A 23,842-nucleotide genomic window follows, 5' to 3' on the forward strand; every position below is an offset into this window, starting at 1 on the left:
AAATAATTTTAACAGACCATTGCATTTAATTTGTGTAATTAGAAAATCAAATTGCCTTCTCCTGTCTCGCAACGAAGAAATTATATAACCACATTAGTATTGTTGCAAGCACTCCAATTCCGATTAAGGAAAACCAAATCATTTCGGGTTTGCCGGCAGCTTTCGATGTTTGATAAATCCATCCGCCAAATGGATCACCGACAAATCTTGCAATCGCAATAGGCAGGAAAGCATAGCCCTGAAATAATCCTTGCTGACCCGCTGGCGCAATCTCTGAAATATATTCGTAGTATCGCGGAGCCTGAACCATTTCGCCAATTGCAAATGCTACTATTCCTGCTGCTATTGTCGGAATGCTTGGATAAATTCCAATGATAATCCATATTAATGATGATAGAGCAAAACCCCAAAGAATTGCTTTTCTTGTGGGTAGATTTTTAGTCAAGCGGTTGATGGGTATTTGCAAAAGAATTATTGCCCCCGCCCCGCCCACGATTGTATAATCTCGTAAGGTGCATCGGCATTGATATAATCCGTGATATAGTATGGTACAATTATAAATTCCTGCCAGAAGATTATCCAGTACAGTGAGTATATCAAAAGGAAAATCATAAACTTAAAATTGCCAAGCACAACAAATAGGTTTGTAATTTTTTTCCCTAGGGATTCAACCACTTCGTTCTTTTCATCTTTAACATCTTTGTATAGAAGCAGATTTACCACCAGCATTGCAAAGCAGCTTATGGATGAAACAACATAAACAAATTGATTTCCAAAACTATCGCGAACAAAATATGCCAGCGTTGGTCCAATCATTGCCCCGGCGTTAACAAGCCAGTAGTAAATAGCAAAGCCGAGTGATTTTGTCCCCTTGCTGCTTGTTGCGGCAACTGTTCCAAGTACTGATGGTTTGATAAATGATCCGCCGAAAGCAGTAAAAATTAAAAATGCCATCAAAAGCCAATACTGATCAAAGCCGCTGTAAACGCTATCGAATGCACTCATACCAACTGAACCAATTAAAAAATATCCCAACCCTAAAATTGTAAACGCCACATTAAAAGCGCGCCGGAATCCCCATTTATCTGCTAATGTGCCGCCAAGTATCGGTAGCAGATAAAGTAATCCGCCAAACATTCCCGAAAGCTGCCCGGCTTCTGCTTCAGAAAATCCGAGATTGTTTCGCATGTAAATCATGAAAACAATTTGCTGCCCGTAATAAGCCAGCCGCTCGAAAAGTTCCATTCCGTTTGCAACCCAAAATGATGGATGAAACCCCTTTTTCAGATAGTCGAACTTTGCCGATATATTCAATTAAAACCTCTTAGCTAAATTTTGAAGTCAAATATATTAAAGTGGTATCTATCTACCAATAAATGGACTGTTAATTGATAGCTTAAAATAAGTGTAACCCTCGAGGTATTTCCAATCATTGATAGATTTTGATTTCTTTACTGATTTGTTTAATTCTGTTGTTAAGATGTATAAAAATTATTTTATTCTCAATCGGTTAGCAATTGAATTAAATGGGTTGATAAGCGGATCAACTCTGATGGAATCTTTTACTCAAGATAAGGATAAGCTGATATTTTCTTTTGCAAAAGGTGATGATAATATTTCTCTCGAGTTTTCTACTAATCCCGGATTTCCTTTCGTCAATTTGCGAAAAACTTTTTCAAAATCTAAAAAGAATACCACTAATTTTTTTTCGGAATATTTTCCTGTCACTGTTAATTCAATTTCGATAGCTGATGATGATAGGATTATTCGACTTTCAACAACACATGGCGGATTTTATTTTTTAATTAGGGGGAAGTACACAAACGTTTGTTGTATTGATCATAATAAAAATATTTCTTTCTTCAAAAAGTTAGATGAAGAAATTCAACAACAAGTAAAAGAAGAATTAGCAGGGAAGAATTTTATTCACTCCAAAAATCTTTTAGAGAATATAAAAATAGATGAGAAATTTTCTGTTGATGTTTTAAGGAAACAATATCCGATCATCAGCAAAGAAATCATTACTGAACTCTCGTACCGAAATCTTGAGCGGAATACTATGAACCTTCGTTCTCTATTGACGGAAATATTTATTAAACACCCTGCCGTTTTTGTTGATGAAGATGAAGGAAGCATTCACCTTGCGGTTGAATCGTTTCACATTTTCCCTTCTACGAAAATTAAATTATTCGATAGCCTTATCGAGGCATTCAATTATTTTATTTCAAATAGATATTCGATTGAGAGCAAAGCCTCTTCTGAAAAAATTATACTTAAACATTTAGATAAAGAATTACTGCGATTATATAAGAAAATAGATAACCTTAAAATTATTGTTGAAAGAGAAAGTAAGGAGGATGAATACAATAAAATTGCCAATTTGCTTCTGATTAACCTTAACAAAATTAAAGCGGGGGTAAAGGAAATTACATTAGTTGATATTTATAATATGGATACACCGCTCAATATTAAATTGGATACAAAACTAAGTCCGCAAAAAAATGCTGATTTATATTTTCACAAAGCTAAAAGTGAGCGGATCGGATTGGAAAAATCACGGCTGCTGCTCAAACAATGTGAGTTGGATTTTCATAAATTTCAATTGCTTAAAAAGAAAACTATTGAATCTAAATCTTCTGAAGAATTAAAAAACATAATGAAAGAACTTGGAATAAAAGAAACACAATCAAAAGAGCAATCAGCCGATGATCTGAAGATTAAATTCAAACATTATATTATTCAGAATAAATATCATGTATTTGTAGGAAAGGACAGCGAGAACAACGACTTGCTTACCACCCGCTTTGCTAAGCAGAATGATTATTGGTTTCATGCGCGCTCTGTTTCCGGCTCTCATGTAGTCTTACGAGTTGAGAATTCTAAGGAAGCAGTACCAAAAAATATTCTAAAATCTGCCGCTGCACTTGCGGCGTATCATAGTAAAGCTAAAACATCCGGGCTTGCGCCTGTCTCCTTCACTCTAAAAAAATATGTCGTAAAGAAAAAAGGATTTCCTGCCGGCACTGTTCATTTACTCAAGGAGGATGTTTTATTAGTTAAGCCTGCAATACCTGCAGATGCGGAGTATGTTGAAAAAGAATAAAATTATTCATCAAAATTTATCGTTTAATTTAAATCGGAGGTACAATGGATCAGTTTAATCAACAAATGCCGGGACTAACACAAAGACAATATCAACCCATAACTATCGGCGATTGGGTTGTAACTTTCATAGTGACGGCTATTCCATTAGTCGGCTTCATCATGCTTATTGTTTGGGCAGTGGGAACAGACACCCACCCAAGTAAAAAATCCTGGGCACAAGCAACATTAATTTTTATGGTGATCAGCTTAGTGCTCGTAATAGCATTCATTTTAGTAATCGGTTTTTCACTTTCAAGAATGATAGATGCAGATGGCGTTAAGTGGAGTAGTTAGTATATTGAGACTTCTGAAAATTCAAGTCTTGTCCCAAAGTGGGAATCCAGGAAGAAATCAATAGATTCCCGTTTTCACGGGAATGACATTTGGAATTTTTCAGAAGTCTCGATTAACAAAACTGCTGAAATTATTAAAACCTGCAAAAATTAGCGTTATTTGAACTTTTATGCGATTATTGAGACCCTCATGGAGACGCATGAGCCATTCATGACGCCCCATGAACCATTCCGCAGTCTCCATGAATCATTCATGAAGCTCCATGAACTATTCATCAACCTTCATGGATCATTCATGGAGCTCCATGAACCATCCCGCAACCTTCATGGATCATTCATGACGCTCCATGAAGCATTCCGCAGTCTCCATGAATCATTGATGAAGCTCCATGAGACATTCAATAATTCTCAAACTAATCAAATTCTTCGTTTTTAGTAGATCGAGCATACCAATATTGAACATTGGCAATCAACCTGAATTCATCTAATGAGTGAATGAGATTGAAGAAAGGAAAAAGCTTAGGTGCGTAATTCTAAAAGATTAGCCGTGAGATTTGACTGATTGGATTGAAGAAAGAATTTCGAGGAAGATGTTACTGCCTGTTTCAACTATTTCATCCGGTGGAAGGAAATGAGGATTGTGTAAACCGAACCTCTCCCCTTTTGATGTACCAAGCCAAAACATGAAAGAAGGAAATTTTTTCGAGAAGAAACCAAAATCCTCGCCGGTCATTTTGTAACCGCAGTTTATAAATTCATATTTAGTTGAAAGCGAATTACTGAGAAACTTAAAAAGCGATTGATCAATTATTACTTCAGGATAATGTGCGCCTTTAGTTAATTTGAAATCAACACCGGTGGAAATTTTTACTTCATTTAAAGTTGAATTTAATTTATCACAGAATGCGAGCGCAGCTTTTTCACTTAATGCTCTGATTGAACCTTCAATTCGTGCATCACCTGGTGCAATATTTCTAACAAAGCCGGAGGTTATTTTTCCAATTCCAAAAATAAATGGCTCGTCAATTTCTTTTGAAATACTATCAACCTTATCAAGGAATAATCTCATCGAATTGAAAGCATTTTTCCCTTCTTTTGGAAATGCTACGTGTGCACTCACCCCGATAAAATCAATATCAATTTCGAGCGCAGAAGCAAACAGAACACCTGGTGAAGAAGCAATCGTTCCGAAAGAATATTCATCAGTCACGTGAAGTGCAAATGCATTTTTTATTTTGAATTGATTAAAAATTCCTGTTTGATAAAACTTCATTGCCCCTCCCCCGCTTTCTTCTGCAGGCTGAAACAGGAATCAAATATTTTGATCAGGTTCAATTCGTAATACCGCTTCAATGAAAGAATAAAGAATTGAAGTGTGAACATCGTGACCGCAGGCGTGCATAAAATCATTTTCAGATTTAAAAGAAATATTCGTCTGCTCTTTAATCGGTAAAGCATCAATGTCAGCGCGGAATAAAATGAATTCGCCCTCATTGACTTTATATTCAACCAAAGCACCTGTGGCAAAAGGGGTATGTAATTTTAATCGTTTGTTTTTGTCAACAGCTTGAATACTGTTTATAATTAACCCGGTAGTTTGAAATTCCTGGTAAGCTATTTCAGGATTTTTATGTAGTTGATGCCGAAGCTGAATAGGGAGTAAGAGCAGTCATGTTCATCAGAAATTATTTAACCCAATGCTCGTGAAGCAACTGAATAGTTTTATTTAGCAGATCTTTATTAATCAATAAAGAGATACGGAAGGAAGTGGTTGAAACTCCAAATATGGAAATATTATTTTCTGAAAGAAGCTTTAAAGTCTCAACAATTATTCTACTCTCACGACTAAATCCTTCGCCAATCAGTGAAACTGCTGCGAGATGTTCGTCAATAGAAATTCTATCGCCAAAGGTTTTGTTAAGATGAGCTTCGATATTTTTCCAATTATGAATATTACTTTTTGAAATCAGGAAAGAATATTTAGAGATGTTGAGAGTTTCATCTTTTAAATAATTAAATTCTTTAATTGGAAAATCTAATTGGCTGATGAGAACAGAAATCTCATTTGTTGAATTTATTGTTTCGTCAAATTTAATAGTCACGCGAATAATATCCTGTTCGTGAACGATACCGATAACATCATTTTTATTATCACTTTCCAATTTTCTAATAACAGTTTCTTTTCTATCATCAAAAGTGCTTCTTGCATAGATTGCTATTTTAGATTCTTTAGCGAATTGAATTGCCTGTGCATTCAAAACCTTTGCCCCAGCCTCAGACATTTCCTGTATTTGTTGATAAGATAGTTCAGGAAGATGTTTCGCATCCTTCACAACATTTGGATCAGCAGAGTAAACACCATCAACATCAGAATAAATCTCACAGCGCTCAGCATTCAAAGCAGCAGCCATTGCAACTGCCGAAGTATCAGACCCGCCTCTGCCAAGCGTAGTAATATCACGCCGATAACTTACTCCTTGAAATCCGCCAATCACAACTACTTTTCCTTTTGCCAATTCATCCTGCACCCGGAAAGGACGAATCTCAATTACTCTTGCATCATTGTATCTGTCATTTGTAATTATCCCTGATTGTGAACCGGTGAGTGAGATTGCTTTTATACCCAAATCATTTAACGCAATACAAAGCATCGCCATTGTAATTCTTTCGCCGGTACTCAGAAGCATATCAAGTTCACGTTTATCAGGCGAAGCTGAAAAAGACTTCGCCATATCAATAAGCTGGTTGGTAGTCTTACCCATTGCAGAAACAACAACAACCACATCAAGCCCCTGATGTTTAACCGCTGCAACCATCGAAGCAATTTTTTTTAATTTATCAACATCCGATACGCTGCTTCCGCCATACTTTTGAACAATGATGCTCATGATAATTTTCTTAACTCTTCTATCAATTGGGTTTTACTGCGAGTTTTATCATCAACATTTTTAATAACTTTTGCCGGAACACCAACAACCACCTGATAAGGCTCAACGTTTTTTACTACAACCGAACCAGCCGCGACAACTGCCCCCTTTCCAACTTTAACTCCTTCAAGGATAACTGCGTTTGCTCCAATCAATACATCATCTTCAATGATTACTGGATCAGCGCTTGGCGGTTCGATTACGCCGGCTAATACAGTGCCTGCACCTATGTGACAATTTTTACCAACTACTGCTCTGCCGCCAACAACGACATTCATATCAATCATTGTTCGTTCGCCAATAACAGCGCCAATATTTAATACCGCCCCCATCATGATCACACAGTTATCTCCTATTTCGACTAGATCTCTTATCACAGCACCGGGCTCAATTCGCGCATTGTATTTTGTCAAATCTGCCAAGGGAATTGCTGAGTTGCGGCGGTCAATTTCAATTCGATGCTTTAAAATTATCGAATTATTTTTTTTTATAAATGATTCAAACTCAGAATATTCACAAAAAAGTACTCCACTTTCGGAATTTCCATAAAAATCTAATGCTTCAAAATTTATGTTAGCAAGATTACCCTGCAAAAAAACTTTGATGGGAGTTTTCTTTTTCGAATCTGCTATGTATTTAATTATTTCGAATGAATCCATAATTATTTTTAATCATATTTTTCGTTAAATAGAATTTCTTCAAAAGTATAAAAGCCCCGTTTTTTATCCATAATAAATTCAACGGATTTTAAAATACCTTCAGCAAAAGTTCGCCTTGAAAGTGCCGAGTGAGAAATCTTAAGTACCTCCCCCCAATGAACCAAATTGAATTTCATGTTCTCCGGCAACATTACCTAACCTTAGAGAAGAAGTATTTATTTTTTTAGGATCGAATAATGCCTGAATCATTTTTGCAGTGCCGGAAGGCTTATCTTTTTTAAATCGGTGATGAGTTTCCGTGATTTCAATATCCCAATCATTAAGATAATTTTTGGCTTGCTTAATTAGACGAAGCATTACTTGAACACCAATAGAGTAATTATAACTTTGAACAATCGGATATTGAAGTGACAATGTCTTTAAAGTTTTAATCTCCTCATTTGAAAGCCCTGTTGTTGCGATTATAAATGGGACTTCAAACTTACAAAGATAGTCAATACTTTTTGTAAAAACTTCCGGTAAAGAGCAATCAATTAATAATTCCGGTGTACCTTCTTTCCATTCGCCATCTATATCAAATGCAAAAACAAGTTGATGCCCATTTTCTGAAAACACACTGTGAACTTCTTTTCCAAGTTTTCCAGAAGCTCCAATTAAACCATATTTTATTTTCTTATTCATAGTTGAATTACTGAAAGTTTAATAATTCTTTATCCAAAATTGCTTCGCTGGACTGAGTGGTTTTAGCTAATGGAAGTCGAAGTACATTATTGCACAAACCCAATTTGCTCATTACATATTTTACCGGTGAAGGTGAAGTTTCGATAAATAGTTTATTCATCATCGCAAGATATTGATTATTTAATTTTTGTGCAGTGATTAAATCATGATTCAATAAGGCGTTTACGATCTCTTTCATCTGTCCTGGAAAAGGATTTGAGAATACAGAAATGACCCCTACCCCGCCAAGAGCCATAATCGGCAATGTTTGGTCATCATTTCCTGAAAGCACCTCTAAAGAATCTGGTTTGATAGAAATCAGATGAGCTATTTGCGAAATATTTCCACTCGCTTCTTTTATTGCTACAACGTTTTTACAAGCTTCGTGGATTTTCACCGCAGTTTCTGGAAGAATATTCATTCCTGTGCGGGATGGGACATTATATAAAATTATTTTAAGTGAAGTACGTTCAGAAATGTATTTGTAATGTTCTATTAAACTTCGCTGTGTTCCTTTATTATAATATGGATTAACTATCAGTACACCATCAAGATTGAAATGTTCGGCTAATTTATTTTGCTCAACGACATGTTTAGTATTATTACTACCCGTACCCAGAATTACGGGGACTCTATTCTGATTGGCATCAAGAACAGTTTCTAAAATTTTTTTTCGCTCATCGTCATCAATTACTGGAGACTCTCCGGTCGTACCAAGCACAACAAGCGCATCAATTTTATTTGCAATTTGAAAGTCAACTATTTTTCTTATTGAATTATAATCAACCGAAAGATCTTGATTGAATGGGGTAATTAAGGCGGTGCCAACTCCTTTGAACATTTTACTTCCTAAATAAAAATTTTAATTTTATTTAAAAATATCAAAGTTCAGAAGATTAGCCTAATTGAATGGTTAACATAAAGTAGCTATTTATTAATTAAGAAAAAAAAGTCCCTCCTTAAATCGCGATTATCCTTCTAAAGATTTTAGCAGCAAAATAAGTATAGTAAACCCAACTAACATCAATGCTGAGATTGTGAGTCCATTATAAATTTTCATCCTTTTCTCGAAAGACATGAATGGTAAAAAGCCTAAAGGATTTATGATCCCGTTTCCAATTTGTTCCTGGCGATATTTTTGGAAATATTTCTTTGATAATGATTTGATGGCTAACATTGCATTACTCCGATTTTAATATTTCATAAATAAATTGTTTAATTCTTTTCTAGCCTTAAAAGATTTAATAACACTTTTAAGGATTCTAAATGTTAGAAGCAATGTGACTGAACTTATTATTAACTCTAAGAAATTCATTTAGCACCTGTATTTTTAATTGACTGTTACAACTATCATACCATTTATTTATTGACAAGAAATTTTGAAATCATTCATAGTCAAATAAATAATTGTCCGAGATTAGTGAAATAATTCCAAATCGAAACAGAATTTCTCATAATAGAATTAAATTTCAGAAAGTTAATATTAGCAAAATGTAGATTTTTGGAACGATGGATAAAATTTCTAAATTTGCGATGTAATTTTCTTCAACTACTGTAAGAAAAATTACAAAAACCAGGAAATGCACCCGTAGCTTAATTGGATAGAGCATCTGACTACGGATCAGAAGGTTCGGGGTTCGAATCCCTGCGGGTGTACTAAGTTTTCCTAATCTTTTTCCTCTCTTCGTCTTCTGCTTGTTTAACTTTATCCGTAAATTTGTCAATGAATCATACTTTTATTTTAATTCTTCAATTCTGTGATCAAGAAAAATTTTTTTAATATTTTTTATTTCTCAGTTTCTTTTATTGCCATTATTATTTTTGTCGGAGTGGTTTACACCTGGTACAATTTGATTCTGGATGATGCAAAACTTTCTCACCAAAAGAAGCAATTAGAGATGTCGCAAGTTTCCGCAATTGGAATTCAAATGTTTTTTGAGCACATCCAAACTGAACTGTCGTTTTTTTATAAGCTGCAATTATCTTACGAGAATTATGATAGCGATGAGTTAGGTATTCTATTAGATCATTTTAAAACCGAAGGCATAATTGGGATGTATCTTTTGGAAGGTGAAAATAAAAATCAAAGTATTTTTGGAACTCCACCTATTGCAAGTGAAATTAAAAATATCACCAATATTCATAATCAAGAATTCTATTTGTCAGATATTTTCAGAGAGAATTCAGCGAGCGGACAAATATATTTTTACCTCTGTAAAAAAATTAATCCGGGAATTTTTGATAATAAAGTTTTTTATATCAAACTCAATCTTGATTTTATTCTTGAAAGATATTTACTGCCTTTACAACTTTCAAAGAGTGATTATGCCTGGGTATTAGATGATGAAGGTACTCTGATTTATCATCCTAATCACAAAAAAATGATTTTAAAAAATATTTTCGAAAGCTCCAGCAAATGTAATTCCTGTCATCAGTCATTCGATATTCAAAAAAATATGCTTGTTAATAAGACTGGTTTTAGTGAATATCTCATTGGTGATGAACCTTCAAAAATCATGGCTACTCACCTATCAAAGTCGCAAACCGAAATTGGTTTATATCAATTTCAACTTACCTTTCCGACGTAACATATAATTTGAAGTCCAAACTTTCTTTATTAATTATTTCTTCAACTATAATTTTTATAATTATAATTGGATTCATCATTTTTAATTATCGCTCTAATCTTAAAAGAATCAAAGCAGAAGAAGAAAAGAAAATCATTTCGAATGAAATGAAATTTCAAGATGAAGTCAATCATATTTCGAGACTTGCTTCTGTCGGGGAGTTGGTGGATACTGTTGCTCACGAAATCAATACCCCGGCGGGAATCATTGGCATTCAGGCAGATACGTTAAACTTAAAATATCCAGATAATAAATACTCTGAGGAAATTGCGATAATCAAAAAACAGGTTTCCAGAATTTCAAGTTACACTCGAAGTCTTTTGAATTTCTCAAAAAGGATTCCTTATAATCCCCAACGAAATAATATTATAACCGTACTCGAAGATTCACTTTATTTGTTAGGTCATAGATTTAGAGAAAAACAAATTTTAGTTGTTAAGGAGTTTGATCTGCATTCATACGACTATTTTTTTGATAAGCTTCAATTGGAACAAGTTTTTATAAATATTTTAAACAATGCCGTTGATGAAATGGAAATCGGCGGGACTATCACACTTTCAATTAAAACAATTTTGGGTGAATCTGAAAACGCATCCTTCCAATCAGGAATTGAAATTAGAATCCATAATTCAGGTAATCAAATTCCTGAACAAAACATACATCAAATATTCGAAGCTTTCTTTACTACAAAGCCCGATGGGAAGGGTACCGGGTTAGGGCTGTCCATTTCTAAAAAAATAATTCAGAGACACGAAGGAAATATTGAAGTTAAAAATACTGATTCTGGTCCGGTGTTTATTATTCGTCTTCCAAATAAAAAAATATGATATAGTGTTATGATAAAAATTTTAGTGATTGACGATGAAATTGAAATGCTTAACGGGATAAAAAAATTACTCACCCTTTCTGGTTTCGATTGCGTTACTTCTCAGGATGGTAATAAGGCTATCTCACTTTTGAATGATTTCAATTTTGATTTAGTAATCAGCGATTTATTTATGCCGGACATTAGTGGAAATCAAATTATAGAACAGATAAAAAAAAATCATCCTGAAATTCCAATTATAATATTTACTGCCTTTGGAACTGTTGAAAGAGCAGTCGAAGCGATGAAGCTTGGTGCTTATGATTTTATAGAAAAACCATTTGACAGCCAGCATCTTATAATGAAAATAAAAAGAGCGGTTGAATTAAAAACTCTGAAATCAGAAAAAGAAAATCTGATTTCGCAACTGCAGGACAAATACAGTTTCCAAAATATAATTGCAAAAAGTCAGGCGATGAAAAATGTTTTTGATATTGTTGAACAAGTGGCGCCGGTTGATGCAAACGTTCTAATAACAGGTGAAAGTGGCACAGGTAAAGAATTAATTGCACGGGCAATTCATGTTTTGAGTCAAAGAAAAGCCGGTCCTTTTGTACCGGTTAATTGTGGAGCTTTTCCGGAAAATCTTTTTGAGTCCGAATTATTCGGTTATGAGAAGGGTGCATTTACAGGAGCTGCTAATAGAAAAATAGGATTTTTAGAATACGCCAGTTCAGGTACATTTTTTATGGATGAAGTTTTTGAAATACCGACTCATATTCAAGCAAAATTACTCCGGGCATTGCAAGAACGAAAACTAACCAGGGTGGGTGGAAATAATTTGATTGATTTCAATGTTAGAATAATAGCCGCTACTAATAAGGATGTGCAAAAAGCAATTGAGAATGGCGAACTGCGCGAGGATTTTTATTTTAGAATTAATGTTGTTCAAATTCATATTCCACCATTAAGAGAACGCAAAATAGATATTCCACTGCTTGCAGATTATTTTATATCTAGATCAAATGATTTATCTAAAAAAAATATTTCCGGGATTGACGAGCATGTGCTCAATATTTTTGAGAATTATTCCTGGCCCGGAAATGTTAGAGAATTGGAAAACGTTATTCAAAGTGCTTTCGTATTTTGTCAAACGGATAAAATCACACAGGCTGACTTACCCAAATATCTTTTTTCCGCATCTTCAAAAAGTGAATTCGAAAAAATTTCATTAACTGAAGCAAAGCAGCTTGCAATCGAAAAAATTGAAAGAGATTTTTTATTATTTCTTATGGAAAAACATAGCGGCAACATAACTAAAGTAGCAGAAGAATCAGGGATGACAAGGCGAAACATTTATCGAATCATAAGCAAATACAGCCTCAACCCTGATGACTGGCGCATTCAAAATGATAAATAAATTTTCATTAATAGAGCTTAATTAAGTTTATTTCTAAAGTTATTGTTTATTGATACTGCGACATTAGATGCACAGTCTATTCCCCAAGTAGAGAAAAATTAAATCTCTTGTAATGGAAATGTTTGAAAATTATAAAAAATGATTACTTATCTGAACATTATTAGTGGCATTTCAATTGACTGTCCTGTTCCAATGGAATTTTGTTGAAACGCTTTTCTGTGTTAACTAATAAATTTATAGTTATTTTTGAAAATAGATATAGCGTATTCAAGTATGCTGTTTGCTATCGAATGTTTTGATAATATTAAAATCAAAAAAAATAAATAAATAAAGGTGTCTGAATATGAATGAAACTGAAACTTCAACTAAAAAAACAACACGCAGGGGTTTTCTAAACTATATAATGTCTATAACTGGAATTGGATTTAGTGCATCAATTCTTTATCCCTTATTTTCATTTCTTAAACCACCAAAGCAAAATGAAGTTGAAGTTTCAAGCGTTTTGGCTTGCAAACTTTCCGAAATTGAAAAAGAAACTCACAAGATAATTCGGTTTGGGAGTAAGCCGGTGATTTTAATTCGAACAGCTGAGGATAAGCTTGTTGCTTTTTCTGCTGTTTGCACCCACCTTGACTGCACTGTTCAATATAAAAAAGAAATGGGTACAATTTGGTGTGCTTGCCATAACGGTAAATATGATCTTACGGGCAGAAATATTTCCGGACCGCCTCCCCGACCATTAGATCCATTCGTTGTTAAAGTTAAAGGTGATGAAATTTATATATCTAAAAAAGCATAGTTTTAAAATGAAAAATAAATTACAAAATATTTATTCCTGGGTTGATGAAAGAGTTCATCTGCAGGACTTAGTAAATTTTATGGGTAAAAAATATGTGCCTGTTCATCGTCATTCGATCTGGTATTATTTCGGAGGTCTTTCACTTTTTCTATTTATAATTCAAGTTGTTACTGGAATCTTGCTTCTGCTTTATTATAAAGGAAGTGCTGATCTCGCATTCGAAAGCATTCAATTTATAATGTCGAAAGTTCAGTTCGGATGGCTGATCAGATCAATACACGCATGGTCGGCAAACTTGTTTATTTTATCTCTATTCATTCACATGTTCAGTGTGTATTTTGAAAAAGCTTATCGCAAACCAAGAGAGTTGACTTGGTTTACAGGTATGGTAATGCTCTTCCTTGCACTTGGATTTGGCTTCAGCGGTTATCTTTTACCATGGAATGAATTAGCTTTCTTTGCTACCAAAGTTGGTTCTGATATTGCGGGAGCTGTACCGGTGATAGGTGAACCAATGAAAATTTTTATTCGTGGAAGTGAAGATGTAACGGGCGCTACATTATCACGTCTATTTGGTTTTCACGTTGCTTTATTTCCAGGAATTTTTACTTTCTTTCTTTTAATACACTTAATATTAATTCAGAGACAAGGAATCAGTGAACCAATGCACTTTGAATCAATTCCAAAGAAAGAAAAAAAGACAATGCCCTTTTTCCCAAACTTTCTTTTGCGTGATTTATTATTCTGGTTAGTTGTCTTAAATATTCTCGCAATCCTCGCAGTCTTTTTTCCGTCGGAACTTGGTAAGAAAGCTGATCCGTTTGGCTCGGCTCCGGCAGGCATAAAACCTGAATGGTATTTTCTTTTTATGTTTCAAAGCCTAAAATATTTACCCGCTAATATTTTATTTATTGAAGGCGAGGTCGTTGGTATTCTATTATTTGGATTAGCCGGGGTGCTCTGGTTATTCGTTCCGTTTTGGGATCGAAAATCTTCACGCGGGGAAAAAAATTATATAATTAATTACCTGGGAATCTTTGCCGTTGTTTTCATCATTATTCTAACTATGCTTGGATGGTTATCATGAAAAAGTATTATTTAATTATTACATTATTAATTTTATCAGCAGCTTTTACTCTTGCTCAAGAAACCAAAGAGGAAGATCAGTGTTTTACATGTCACGAAATGTTAGGAAGCAAAGAAGCAGAATTATTTAAAAAAGATATTCATCATTTAAAGGGAATTTCCTGTTCTGCCTGTCATGGTGGAGATAGTAAAAATGATGATATGGATGCAGCTATGAATCCCAAAATCGGTTTCACCGGCGTTCCTAAAGGTGATGGGATAACGGAAAAATGTATTAAATGTCATGCCGATAAAGATAAAATGCAAAGATATGGTTCGAATCTGCCTACAAATCAATATGAAAATCTAAAATCAAGCGTGCATTGGAAATTATCATTGAGTGGAAAAGAGCACATGGTTCAATGTACTACTTGCCATAATGCTCACGGGATAGTTTCAGTAAAGAATCCCCTCTCCCCTGTTTATCCATTGAATGTTCCCAAAACATGTTCATCCTGTCATAGCAACGAAGTTTTTATGCGAACATTCAATCCATCATTACCTGTTGATCAGTTTCAAAAATATAAAACAAGTCAGCACGGAATATTAAATTCAAAAGGTGACAGCAAAACTGCTGAGTGCGCAAGCTGTCATGGAAGTCACGATATAAAATCTACTAAAGATGTTAACTCAAAAGTTTATCCATTGAATGTTCCTAAGACTTGCTCGAAATGCCACAGCGATGCCGACTATATGAAAAGCTATCACATACCAACTGATCAATTTCAAAAATTTTCATCAAGCGTTCATGGAAAAGCATTACTAGAAAAGAAAGATATCAATGCGCCGGCTTGCAATAGCTGTCATGGAAATCACGGTGCAGTTCCCCCCGGAGTTGAATCAATTTCAAAAGTATGCGGATCCTGTCACGCACTAAATGCAGAATTATTTTCTAACAGTCCGCACAAAAAAGCATTTGATGAAAAAAATTATCCCGAATGCGAAACCTGTCATGGAAATCATGAAATTGCTCCCCCTACCATCAGTATGCTTGGTGTTACTGATGATGCAGTTTGTTCAAAATGCCATAAAGAAAATGAAAACAAAAAGGTTATTTAATCGCCAAACAAATGAAAGAACTTTTAGTAAGATTAGAATCATCTGAAAAAACTGCCGGACTTCTAATTGAAGAAGCAGAACAAAAAGGCATGGAGATCAGTGAATCGAAATTTAAATTAAAAGATATTCGGCAAGCCCGGCTGGAATCAAGAACTATGATTCACTCATTCGATTTAGAAAAGTTTAAGGAGGTAGTTGACGGCAAAGGTTTGACAACAAGTAAAATAGTTATTGAAGAAGCAACAGCTTCTATTGATGATTTCTATTTCAGAAGATATGGCTTAGTGGCTTCCATTTTGGTTATTAGTCTTCTTGCTTTAAGCATTTATATCTTTATAAAAAAATTAGAGAAGAAACAAAGTTCCAACTAATCAAGACTTCTTATTGCATCGCCACAATCTGTCATTTCCATGGCAATGCCATAGGGATCCAGGAAGAGATCAATGGATTTTCGTTTTCTCGGGAATGAAATTTAGAATTTTTCAGATGTCTCTAAAGTACTTCCTTCGTTGTTGAAAATAGAAATTTGAACAAAATTGGTATGAATTTTTAAAATGAGTAAATTAGCGTTCAAAATTTTAGAAGTTCTTTATTAATAGTTTCGGAAATGATCTATGCCCTATTTAAAACCCAAATTTTTTACCACACTTAAAAATTATAATAAACAACAATTTATTTCTGATGCGACTGCCGGCGTTATCGTTGGTATCGTTGCACTTCCACTTGCAATTGCATTTGGTATCGCTTCCGGTGTTACACCTGAAAAAGGAATTATCACTGCAATCATTGCAGGTTTTGTAGTCTCCTTTTTTGGCGGCAGCCGTGTCCAAATTGGTGGACCAACCGGCGCATTCATTATTATTGTTTACGGAATTGTTCAGCAGTATGGAACAACCGGTCTGGCAATTGCCACTATAATGGCGGGTATAATTTTAGTCATAATGGGATTGGTTAAGTTTGGTTCGCTGATAAAATTCATACCCTACCCTGTTGTTGTTGGATTTACAAGCGGTATTGCTCTGCTGATCTTTTCTACACAGGTAAAAGATTTTTTTGGATTAACTATTGAAAAAGTACCTGCCGAGTTTCACGAAAAATGGATGGCATACTTTCAAACTTTCTCAACAATAAATTATAATGTATTTGGCATTGCAATGCTGGCATTGTTAATAATGATTTTCTGGCCAAAGGTAACACATAGAATTCCAGGTTCATTAATTGCAATTATTGTAACAACGGTTATTGTGATTATATTCAAACTTCCTGTCGATACAATTGGAAGCAGATTTGGCGAGATACCTTCAAATCTTCCTTCCCCAAGTTTTTATGAAATTGATTTAACTATAGTGCGTAACTTAATTGGACCTGCAACTGTAATAGCAATACTTGCAGCAATAGAATCACTTCTCTCTGCAGTTGTTGCAGACGGAATGATTGGCGGTAAGCACAGAAGCAATATGGAATTAATTGCACAGGGTTTAGCCAACATTATTGTCCCAATATTTGGCGGCATACCCGCTACCGGTGCTATTGCGAGAACTGCCACTAATATTAAAAACGGTGGAAGAACGCCTGTTGCTGGAATCATACACGCATTAACACTTTTATTGATAATGTTATTTTTTGGCAGTTATGCAAAATTAATTCCTATGGCTACATTAGCTGCAATACTTATTATTGTTGCATACAATATGAGTGAATGGCACGCATTCAAATCATTATTAAAAAGTCCTAAGAGCGATGTTGCAGTTTTATTAACTACATTTTTCTTAACTGTTATTTTTGATCTGACGATTGCAATCGAGATTGGAATGGTACTTTCAGTTTTACTATTTATGAAGCGTATGTCTGAAGTTTCTAATGTTAGCGTTATTACTCGTGAGCTTGAAGATGAAGAAGACCAGCCCGATCCTAATGCAATTGATAAGAAACAAATTCCCGAAGGTGTGGAAGTATTTGAAATTAACGGACCATTCTTCTTTGGTGCTGCGAAAAAGTTTAAAGATGAAATGGCTGTTATAGAAAAGCCGCCAAAGGTAAGGATTATAAGAATGAGAAACGTGCCTGCAATTGATGCAACCGGACTGCAAACTCTAAAAGATTTTCATCACGATGCGATAAAGCAAAAAACGCACATGATTCTTTCCGGAGTTCATACACAGCCTTTATACGCAATGACACAAGCAGGTATTTTTGATCTGTATGGCGAAGATAATATTCATGGTAATATTGATGATGCACTTGATCGTGCGAGAGAAGTACTTGGTTTGCCAAAGATAGGCAGACCAAAAGATTTTATTCCAACTGTTAAGAGAGATATGGAGACAAAATAATAGATGGAACTTAACATAAAAGATATTTCTCATTTGCTAATGCTTCCCGAAAAAGAAGTTCAGCAGTTGATTAAGAAAAATGAAATTCCATTTCAACATCTTCACGACAAAGTTGTTTTTAACAAACACCAGATAATCGAATGGGCGCTTGGACACAACCTTCCAATCAACGTTTCAGGTCATCAGAAATTAAGTGAATATCACATAGAAACTTTGGGCACTTTGTTAGATAAAGATTCATTTCATTATGATTGTGAATTAACAGAAGCTGGTTATCTCGAACAAATGATTTCACAAATAAATTTTGAAAAAAATGTTGATAAGGAAATTATTGTGCAGCTTCTTAAAAGCAGGGAATCAATGATGAGCACAGCTATTGGAAACGGAATAAGTCTTCCCCACCCTCGCGTACCGCTTATGGTGGGAAGAAATAAACCACTGATAAATTTTTCTTTCCAAATAAACCACTTGATTTAAAATCAATTGATGGTAAACCCGTTCATACTTTAATTATGCTAATCTCTCAAACAATAAAGCAGCATTTAAGTTTGATCGCTCATTTAAGTTTTTTACTTTCAAAAGAAACATTTAGATTTGCGTTGGAAAACAGACTTGAGTGCAACGAAATTTTAGATATAATTACAAAGATTGAGGAGACAAGAAATAAATCTTAATGAACGGTTTACTTAATTCGGAAAATATTTTCTTCACATCTGCCTTTGCGATTCAGTTTATCTCTATCGCATTTTTGTTTATTAAAGATCAACACAAAGCGCTCTTTGCTGCAAACACAGTTTTGTTAATTGGATTAGCACTAGGTCTGATCTCCACTTTGTCCTCCGCACTTTTTTCTTCCAATGAATTTTCTTCACACAGTATTTTTTATAATTTTATTCGCTTGATGGTTTGGGAACATACTTCCTATTCATCATTCAGTTAGTTGCAATCCCAACAACTATTTTTAACTTTTCTTATCTTCAGCATTACATCGAAGAAAAAAATCCATAAAAAGTTTTGTTACCTTTTATATTATTCTTCTGATCTCAACTCAGTTTATAGTTATTGCAAATCAGTCAATTTTATTTTTGGTTAGCTGGGAAGTAATGAGTATGTCAGCCTACCTTGCAATGCTGTTAGAAAAAGAAAAAGAAGAGGTTCAAAAAGGAAGTTTTTATTATTTCGCTGCTTCACATGTTTTAATCTTTATTTTGTACATAATGTTCTTCCTGCTTCATCAGCAAACCGGAAGCTGGTTCTTTAGCGATTATCATCTTTCATTCTCAACTGGAATTGTTGTTCCCATAATTTTTCTTTTATCGTTTATCGGATTTGGAATTAAAGCTGGATTTATGCCGTTTCATTTTTGGCTGCCGCAAGCTCATCCAATCGCACCAACTGTTTTAAGCGCCTTTCTTTCCGGTGTGATAATCAAGATGGGCATCTACGGAATTTTAAGAACTTATCTTTTTATCAAACCTGTGCCCGAATGGGCTGGATGGTTTATTTTAATTATTAGTATCATCAGTGCAATATTTGGTGTTTGGTATGCGCTTGCTCAACACGATATTAAACGACTGCTTGCATATCACTCAATAGAAAATATTGGAATCATCGGGATTGGAATTGGAATTGGATTTATCGGATCTGCAAATAATCTACCTGCTGTCGAAGTTTTAGGATTTGGCGGAGCACTTCTTCACACACTTAATCACGCAATATTTAAAAGCCTTTTGTTTATTGGCAGCGGAGTTGTGTATCAAAATCTTGGAACACGCAACATCGAATTGATGGGCGGAATTGTTCATCGCGCTAAATACATTGCATTACTTTTTCTAATTGGTTCAGTTGCGATTAGCGGTGTTCCACCTTTCAATGGATTTATTTCTGAGTTTATCATTTACACCGGATTTTTTAAAACAGCAAACGAGTTAAAAAATTATTACCCAATTTTAATGTTGATGTTTGTTGTTGGTTTGGCTTTTGTTGGCGGACTTGCAGTTGCTTGTTTTACGAAAGTAAATTCAATTATGTTTTTAGGAAGTGAACGGAAAGAAGTAAAACATTTTCACACTTCAGTTTATGATTACATCTCACTTGGAATCTTTGCTCTTCTTTGTGTTGTGATTGGATTTTATCCGCAGCCATTTATTGGAATAGTCAATAAAGTTATTGTAAGTGATTTTGTTTCGACTCATCCTTCTTCGGCATTAGTTAATATTGATTGGCTGTATTTTACTTTGATATTTTCATTCATAGCACTTGGAATTTTCTTTCTATATTTATTTAAAGTTAAACTTGAAAAGAAATTTGGGAGAAGAACTTCTGATGCCTGGGGCTGCGGCTATGAAAACCTGAATCCACGAATGCAATACACAGCTTCATCTTTTGCCGATGAGTTAAATGAAATTCCAAAATCTATTTTAGTATATCATAAAAAGATTAAAGTTTCAAAAAATGCTTATCCTCTTTCTTCAAAGTTTGAAAGTCATTCAAATGATTTTGTTGATAGTAAAATAGTTTTACCTTCATTTAGGTTTTTAAGTTTTCTCGTAACAAAAATTAAATTCCTAAGTCAAACCGATATTCGCTATTACATCGGTTTCATTTTGATCATCATTACAATTTATAGTTTCATAGCATTCTTATGGTCATAGTTATATTACAAGGAATTGCTTCTGTATTAATATTGTTAGGATTAGCTCCTTTGTTTGTTGGCATTGTGAACAAACAAAAGGCAAAACTAACAGGAAGAGTTGGTGCGCCAACCTTACAGCCATACTATGACTTGCAAAGACTTTTTAAAAAAGAAACAATCAATGCAAGCACATCGTCTTTTATCAGTCGTGTTTCACCATTAATAAATTTTATCACACTTATTGTGGCTGCGGCAATGCTGCCCGTAGGATTTTGGAAACCACTTGTAAGTTTTAATGGTGATATAATTTTATTTGCCTACATTTTAGGATTGTCAAGATTTTTCCAAATACTTGCGGCGATGGATATCGGCAGTTCATTTGAAGGCATGGGCGCAGCACGCGAAGCAACATTTGCCTTATTTGCAGAACCAATTTTCTTTTTTACTATTGGAAGTATTTCTTTCATAAGCGGCTATACTTAACTTTTTGATATCTATCATTCAATCCAGCTTGATAATATTTCTTATGAAGTTTTTATTGTGATATGTTCAATCTCAGTATTTATGCTTGCAGTTACAGAATGTTCACGTATGCCTGTTGATGATCCAAATACTCATCTGGAGTTGACAATGATTCACGAGGTGATGATACTTGATAATTCAGGCTTGGATCTATTCCTCTATCAATACTCAAGCTACATAAAGTTATTCATCTACTCTGTTCTTGAAATATCATTCTTTTATCCATTCAGCCAGCAGAGCTACCTAATTGGGATATTAATATTTATAGTTGGAAGCATCGTGTTAAGTTTTTCACTTGCTGTTGTAGAAACTATTACCTCAAGATATAAAATGAAAAGCATTCCACAATATTTGTTATTTGCAACTGCAATCGGAATATTAAATTTATTGATTTACACTTTTACAAAATGAAAAATAAATTATTGAATAAAATTCAAAGTAATTCTACTTGTCATTCCTGCGAAAGCAGGAATCTCCTATGCTTTGAGGAATTAGATTCCCGTTTACACGAGAATGACAGAACATTCACTTGTCATTCCTGCGAAAGCAGGAATCCACTGTACTTTGCAAAATTAGATTCCCACTTTCGTGGGAATGACGAGTTTGACCGTGTTCGAAATAAATATTTCTATTGTTAAAATTCTATGGAAAATCTTTTAAGCATACTTTTTTGTCTCACAATTTTTTATGTTTCTGTAACTCCAAGAGTTAAAAGCTACGTTGCCGTGCTGCAAATTCAAGGATTACTCTTATCAATTCTTGTCTTTCTGCCATTCATAAAAAACTTTTCGATCTTCGGAATAATTTTACCAATCACTCTTTTAATTGTAAAAGTTATTTTAGTTCCGCGCTACATCAATAAAATTATTCTTGATCTTGATATCAAAAGAGTTATTGAACCAACAATTCAGCAAATAGTATTTTTGCTTTTAGTAATTACAACAATGATAATTATTTTTCTTACTTCAAGCATAATTTCAAAAAATACCGAACTTGATGTTATCCCCTTTGCAAGCGGCTTTTCTGCAATAGCAATTGGAATTTATATAATCATATTTAGGAAAAAACTTATTGTTCATGTTTGTGGATTCCTTGTATTAGAAAATGGAATTTTTCTTTTCGGTACTGCCGTTGCATCAGAACTTCCGATGATGATTGAACTCGGTGTTTTGCTCGATGTTTTTGTTGTTGTTTTTTTAATGGGAATTGCATTAAACAAAATCCGAAGCACCTTTGAAGGTTTTGAAGTTTCTGATCTTGGAAGGTTAAAAGACTGATGTTAGGATTTTCAATACTAATACTACTACCGCTGTTTACAGCTTTGTTCTGTTACTTTGTAAAGAATCTTCGCTTACAATACAATGTATCTTTGGTAGTAAGTCTCGTGCATCTATTTGTAACGCTTATGGTCTTTCTTGGAATTTACCATATACAGCTTCCAACATTTTTCAGTTTTGATTCTTTAAGCAAAATATTTTTAATGATCCTTTCCAATGTTTACTTTTGGGTTGTGTTTGTTTCATACGCTTATTTGAAACGCCCCGTTACAACAAAAGCAACCGAAGGTCAAAGGTATTATTTCCTTTTACTTAACTTTTACCTCGCATCAAATTCAGCGGCAATGCTAAGCAGCCACTTTGGAATGTACTGGGTTACTGCTGAAACTACAACCTTATCTGTAGCGCCTTTAATTTATTACTATAGAAATGAGGAAGCTCTTGAGGCAATGTGGAAGTATTTGTTTTTAGTTTCGGTTGGAATTGCATTTGCGTTTATCGGAATTTTATTCTTAACACTTTCTGCCAATGGAACTTCGCTCGAAGGTAAACAACTATTTTTCTGGGAGTTTATCCGAAATGCAAAAGAATTAAATCCAATCTGGCTTAAAGCAAGTTTTATTTTCATTTTTGTTGGATTGAGTACAAAAATAGGTACAGCACCAATGCACTCTGGTGATGTTGATGCAACAAGCAATGCGCCAAGTCCTATTGCTGCACTTATGTCAGGTTCGCTGCGTCTTACAGCTTTAATTGGTGTGATGAGAATTTTTCAAATTATAACTCAAACATCTTCGTTTGAATTTGCAAGAACCATACTAATCATTGGCGGATTGCTATCTCTGTTTACTGCTTTTGTATTTATGTTTAAAGTAAATAATTATAAACGAATGCTTGCATATTCAAGCGTTGAGCATTTAGGGATGATCACACTGGGAATTGCAACTGGCGGCATTGCTTTTATTGGTGCAATGTACCACGCAATATATAATTCAATTACCAAAATAGTTTTGTTTTTAAGTGCGGGGAATATTCATAGCAAATTCAAATCACGTGAAGTTGATAAAGTTAGAAACGTAATGAACATTTTACCCAAAACAGGATGGCTTTTCTTGATTGCTTATCTTGCTATTTCCGGCATTCCACCATTTGGTATATTTTTTAGTGAAATAAAAATATTTGAAGGAATTCTTTTTTCTGATAAACCTTATGTTCTTGCTTTAGTGATGATTTTTATGTTATTCATTTTTATAAACATGGGTAAGATTATTTTTACAATGCTTTATAAAAAAACATCAGATGATTCTAATGAAGTTGCGAATGAAAAGTTTGATATAATTCATCTTGCAGCAATTTTACTCCTGATTTTATTAGTTACAATTGCCATAACTTCACCTGATATTATTTATCAAAACATATTAACCGTTGGAAAAGATTTTGGAATTACACTTTAATAATAATTTTGTCTGTCATTCCTGCGAAAGCAGGAATCCATTT

22 protein-coding genes, 1 tRNA gene and 3 pseudogenes are annotated in these 23,842 nt (G+C 34.2%); 19 read left to right on the forward strand and 7 right to left on the reverse strand.

Annotated features, from left to right (window positions below; all coding sequences use genetic code 11):
- Positions 1 to 46 precede the first annotated feature (46 nt).
- Positions 47 to 1,308, reverse strand: a pseudogene (locus tag IPH11_19120) (MFS transporter).
- 124 nt (positions 1,309 to 1,432) lie between these two features.
- On the opposite strand from IPH11_19120, the gene IPH11_19125 reads away from it, so the two are divergent.
- Positions 1,433 to 3,103, forward strand: coding sequence for a DUF814 domain-containing protein (locus IPH11_19125; protein MBK6915666.1), 1,671 nt, complete (start codon positions 1,433 to 1,435; stop codon positions 3,101 to 3,103).
- Positions 3,104 to 3,168: 65 nt separating this feature from the next.
- Positions 3,169 to 3,438: a hypothetical protein gene (locus IPH11_19130; GenBank protein ID MBK6915667.1), complete on the forward strand. Its 270-nt coding sequence runs from the start codon at positions 3,169 to 3,171 to the stop codon at positions 3,436 to 3,438.
- 540 nt (positions 3,439 to 3,978) lie between these two features.
- Here the strand turns inward: IPH11_19130 and IPH11_19135 are convergent.
- The 6 genes and pseudogenes from IPH11_19135 to IPH11_19160 all read right to left on the reverse strand — a co-directional run bounded on the left by IPH11_19135 (position 3,979) and on the right by IPH11_19160 (position 8,920).
- Positions 3,979 to 5,106: pseudogene (locus IPH11_19135) on the reverse strand (amidohydrolase).
- A 16-nt stretch (positions 5,107 to 5,122) separates the two neighbouring features.
- Complete coding sequence (locus IPH11_19140) at positions 5,123 to 6,325, reverse strand: aspartate kinase (protein MBK6915668.1); 1,203 nt, start codon at positions 6,323 to 6,325, stop codon at positions 5,123 to 5,125.
- The gene (dapD, locus tag IPH11_19145) at positions 6,322 to 7,023 is read right to left on the reverse strand and encodes a 2,3,4,5-tetrahydropyridine-2,6-dicarboxylate N-acetyltransferase (GenBank protein MBK6915669.1); all 702 of its coding nucleotides are present in this window, start codon (positions 7,021 to 7,023) and stop codon (positions 6,322 to 6,324) included. The genes IPH11_19140 and dapD overlap by 4 nt, the downstream gene beginning before the upstream one ends.
- Before the next feature lie 8 nt (positions 7,024 to 7,031).
- Positions 7,032 to 7,692: pseudogene (locus tag IPH11_19150) on the reverse strand (4-hydroxy-tetrahydrodipicolinate reductase).
- Positions 7,693 to 7,711: 19 nt separating this feature from the next.
- Entirely contained in the window at positions 7,712 to 8,584 is an 873-nt protein-coding gene (locus IPH11_19155) for a 4-hydroxy-tetrahydrodipicolinate synthase (protein MBK6915670.1), read from the reverse strand.
- 129 nt (positions 8,585 to 8,713) lie between these two features.
- Entirely contained in the window at positions 8,714 to 8,920 is a 207-nt protein-coding gene (locus tag IPH11_19160; GenBank protein MBK6915671.1) for a hypothetical protein, read from the reverse strand.
- A gap of 405 nt (positions 8,921 to 9,325) precedes the next feature.
- Here IPH11_19160 and IPH11_19165 point away from each other — a divergent pair.
- From IPH11_19165 to IPH11_19245, 17 genes are all read left to right on the forward strand, one after another.
- Positions 9,326 to 9,399, forward strand: a tRNA-Arg gene (locus IPH11_19165).
- A 101-nt stretch (positions 9,400 to 9,500) separates the two neighbouring features.
- Positions 9,501 to 10,331, forward strand: a complete 831-nt coding sequence (locus tag IPH11_19170; GenBank protein ID MBK6915672.1) for a hypothetical protein — start codon at positions 9,501 to 9,503, stop codon at positions 10,329 to 10,331.
- A gap of 8 nt (positions 10,332 to 10,339) precedes the next feature.
- Complete coding sequence (locus IPH11_19175) at positions 10,340 to 11,197, forward strand: GHKL domain-containing protein (protein MBK6915673.1); 858 nt, start codon at positions 10,340 to 10,342, stop codon at positions 11,195 to 11,197.
- A gap of 9 nt (positions 11,198 to 11,206) precedes the next feature.
- The gene (locus IPH11_19180) at positions 11,207 to 12,595 is read left to right on the forward strand and encodes a sigma-54-dependent Fis family transcriptional regulator (GenBank protein MBK6915674.1); all 1,389 of its coding nucleotides are present in this window, start codon (positions 11,207 to 11,209) and stop codon (positions 12,593 to 12,595) included.
- 343 nt (positions 12,596 to 12,938) lie between these two features.
- The gene (locus IPH11_19185; GenBank protein ID MBK6915675.1) at positions 12,939 to 13,394 is read left to right on the forward strand and encodes a Rieske (2Fe-2S) protein; all 456 of its coding nucleotides are present in this window, start codon (positions 12,939 to 12,941) and stop codon (positions 13,392 to 13,394) included.
- 7 nt (positions 13,395 to 13,401) lie between these two features.
- Complete coding sequence (locus IPH11_19190; protein MBK6915676.1) at positions 13,402 to 14,481, forward strand: cytochrome b N-terminal domain-containing protein; 1,080 nt, start codon at positions 13,402 to 13,404, stop codon at positions 14,479 to 14,481.
- Positions 14,478 to 15,578: a cytochrome c3 family protein gene (locus tag IPH11_19195; protein ID MBK6915677.1), complete on the forward strand. Its 1,101-nt coding sequence runs from the start codon at positions 14,478 to 14,480 to the stop codon at positions 15,576 to 15,578. The genes IPH11_19190 and IPH11_19195 overlap by 4 nt, the downstream gene beginning before the upstream one ends.
- Positions 15,579 to 15,589: 11 nt before the next feature.
- The gene (locus IPH11_19200; protein ID MBK6915678.1) at positions 15,590 to 15,949 is read left to right on the forward strand and encodes a hypothetical protein; all 360 of its coding nucleotides are present in this window, start codon (positions 15,590 to 15,592) and stop codon (positions 15,947 to 15,949) included.
- A gap of 243 nt (positions 15,950 to 16,192) precedes the next feature.
- Complete coding sequence (gene sulP, locus IPH11_19205) at positions 16,193 to 17,911, forward strand: sulfate permease (protein ID MBK6915679.1); 1,719 nt, start codon at positions 16,193 to 16,195, stop codon at positions 17,909 to 17,911.
- 3 nt (positions 17,912 to 17,914) lie between these two features.
- Positions 17,915 to 18,388 (forward strand): PTS sugar transporter subunit IIA, encoded by a 474-nt coding sequence (locus tag IPH11_19210; protein ID MBK6915680.1) that lies wholly within the window; start codon positions 17,915 to 17,917, stop codon positions 18,386 to 18,388.
- A gap of 5 nt (positions 18,389 to 18,393) precedes the next feature.
- Positions 18,394 to 18,585, forward strand: a complete 192-nt coding sequence (locus IPH11_19215; GenBank protein ID MBK6915681.1) for a PTS sugar transporter subunit IIA — start codon at positions 18,394 to 18,396, stop codon at positions 18,583 to 18,585.
- The gene (locus IPH11_19220; GenBank protein MBK6915682.1) at positions 18,585 to 18,851 is read left to right on the forward strand and encodes a hypothetical protein; all 267 of its coding nucleotides are present in this window, start codon (positions 18,585 to 18,587) and stop codon (positions 18,849 to 18,851) included. The genes IPH11_19215 and IPH11_19220 overlap by 1 nt, the downstream gene beginning before the upstream one ends.
- Before the next feature lie 145 nt (positions 18,852 to 18,996).
- Positions 18,997 to 20,565, forward strand: a complete 1,569-nt coding sequence (locus tag IPH11_19225; protein MBK6915683.1) for a hydrogenase — start codon at positions 18,997 to 18,999, stop codon at positions 20,563 to 20,565.
- Positions 20,556 to 21,029, forward strand: a complete 474-nt coding sequence (locus IPH11_19230; GenBank protein ID MBK6915684.1) for an NADH-quinone oxidoreductase subunit H — start codon at positions 20,556 to 20,558, stop codon at positions 21,027 to 21,029. The genes IPH11_19225 and IPH11_19230 overlap by 10 nt, the downstream gene beginning before the upstream one ends.
- Before the next feature lie 57 nt (positions 21,030 to 21,086).
- Positions 21,087 to 21,479, forward strand: coding sequence for an NADH-quinone oxidoreductase subunit H (locus IPH11_19235; protein ID MBK6915685.1), 393 nt, complete (start codon positions 21,087 to 21,089; stop codon positions 21,477 to 21,479).
- Positions 21,480 to 21,712: 233 nt separating this feature from the next.
- Positions 21,713 to 22,345: a hypothetical protein gene (locus IPH11_19240; protein MBK6915686.1), complete on the forward strand. Its 633-nt coding sequence runs from the start codon at positions 21,713 to 21,715 to the stop codon at positions 22,343 to 22,345.
- A complete protein-coding gene (locus IPH11_19245; protein MBK6915687.1) occupies positions 22,345 to 23,799 on the forward strand; it encodes a hypothetical protein in 1,455 nt (484 codons plus the stop codon). Before IPH11_19240 ends, IPH11_19245 begins: the two co-directional genes overlap by 1 nt.
- Positions 23,800 to 23,842: the final 43 nt, after the last annotated feature.

This window comes from Ignavibacteriales bacterium (genome assembly GCA_016709155.1).
Taxonomy (GTDB): Bacteria; Bacteroidota; Ignavibacteria; order Ignavibacteriales; family Ignavibacteriaceae; genus JADJEI01.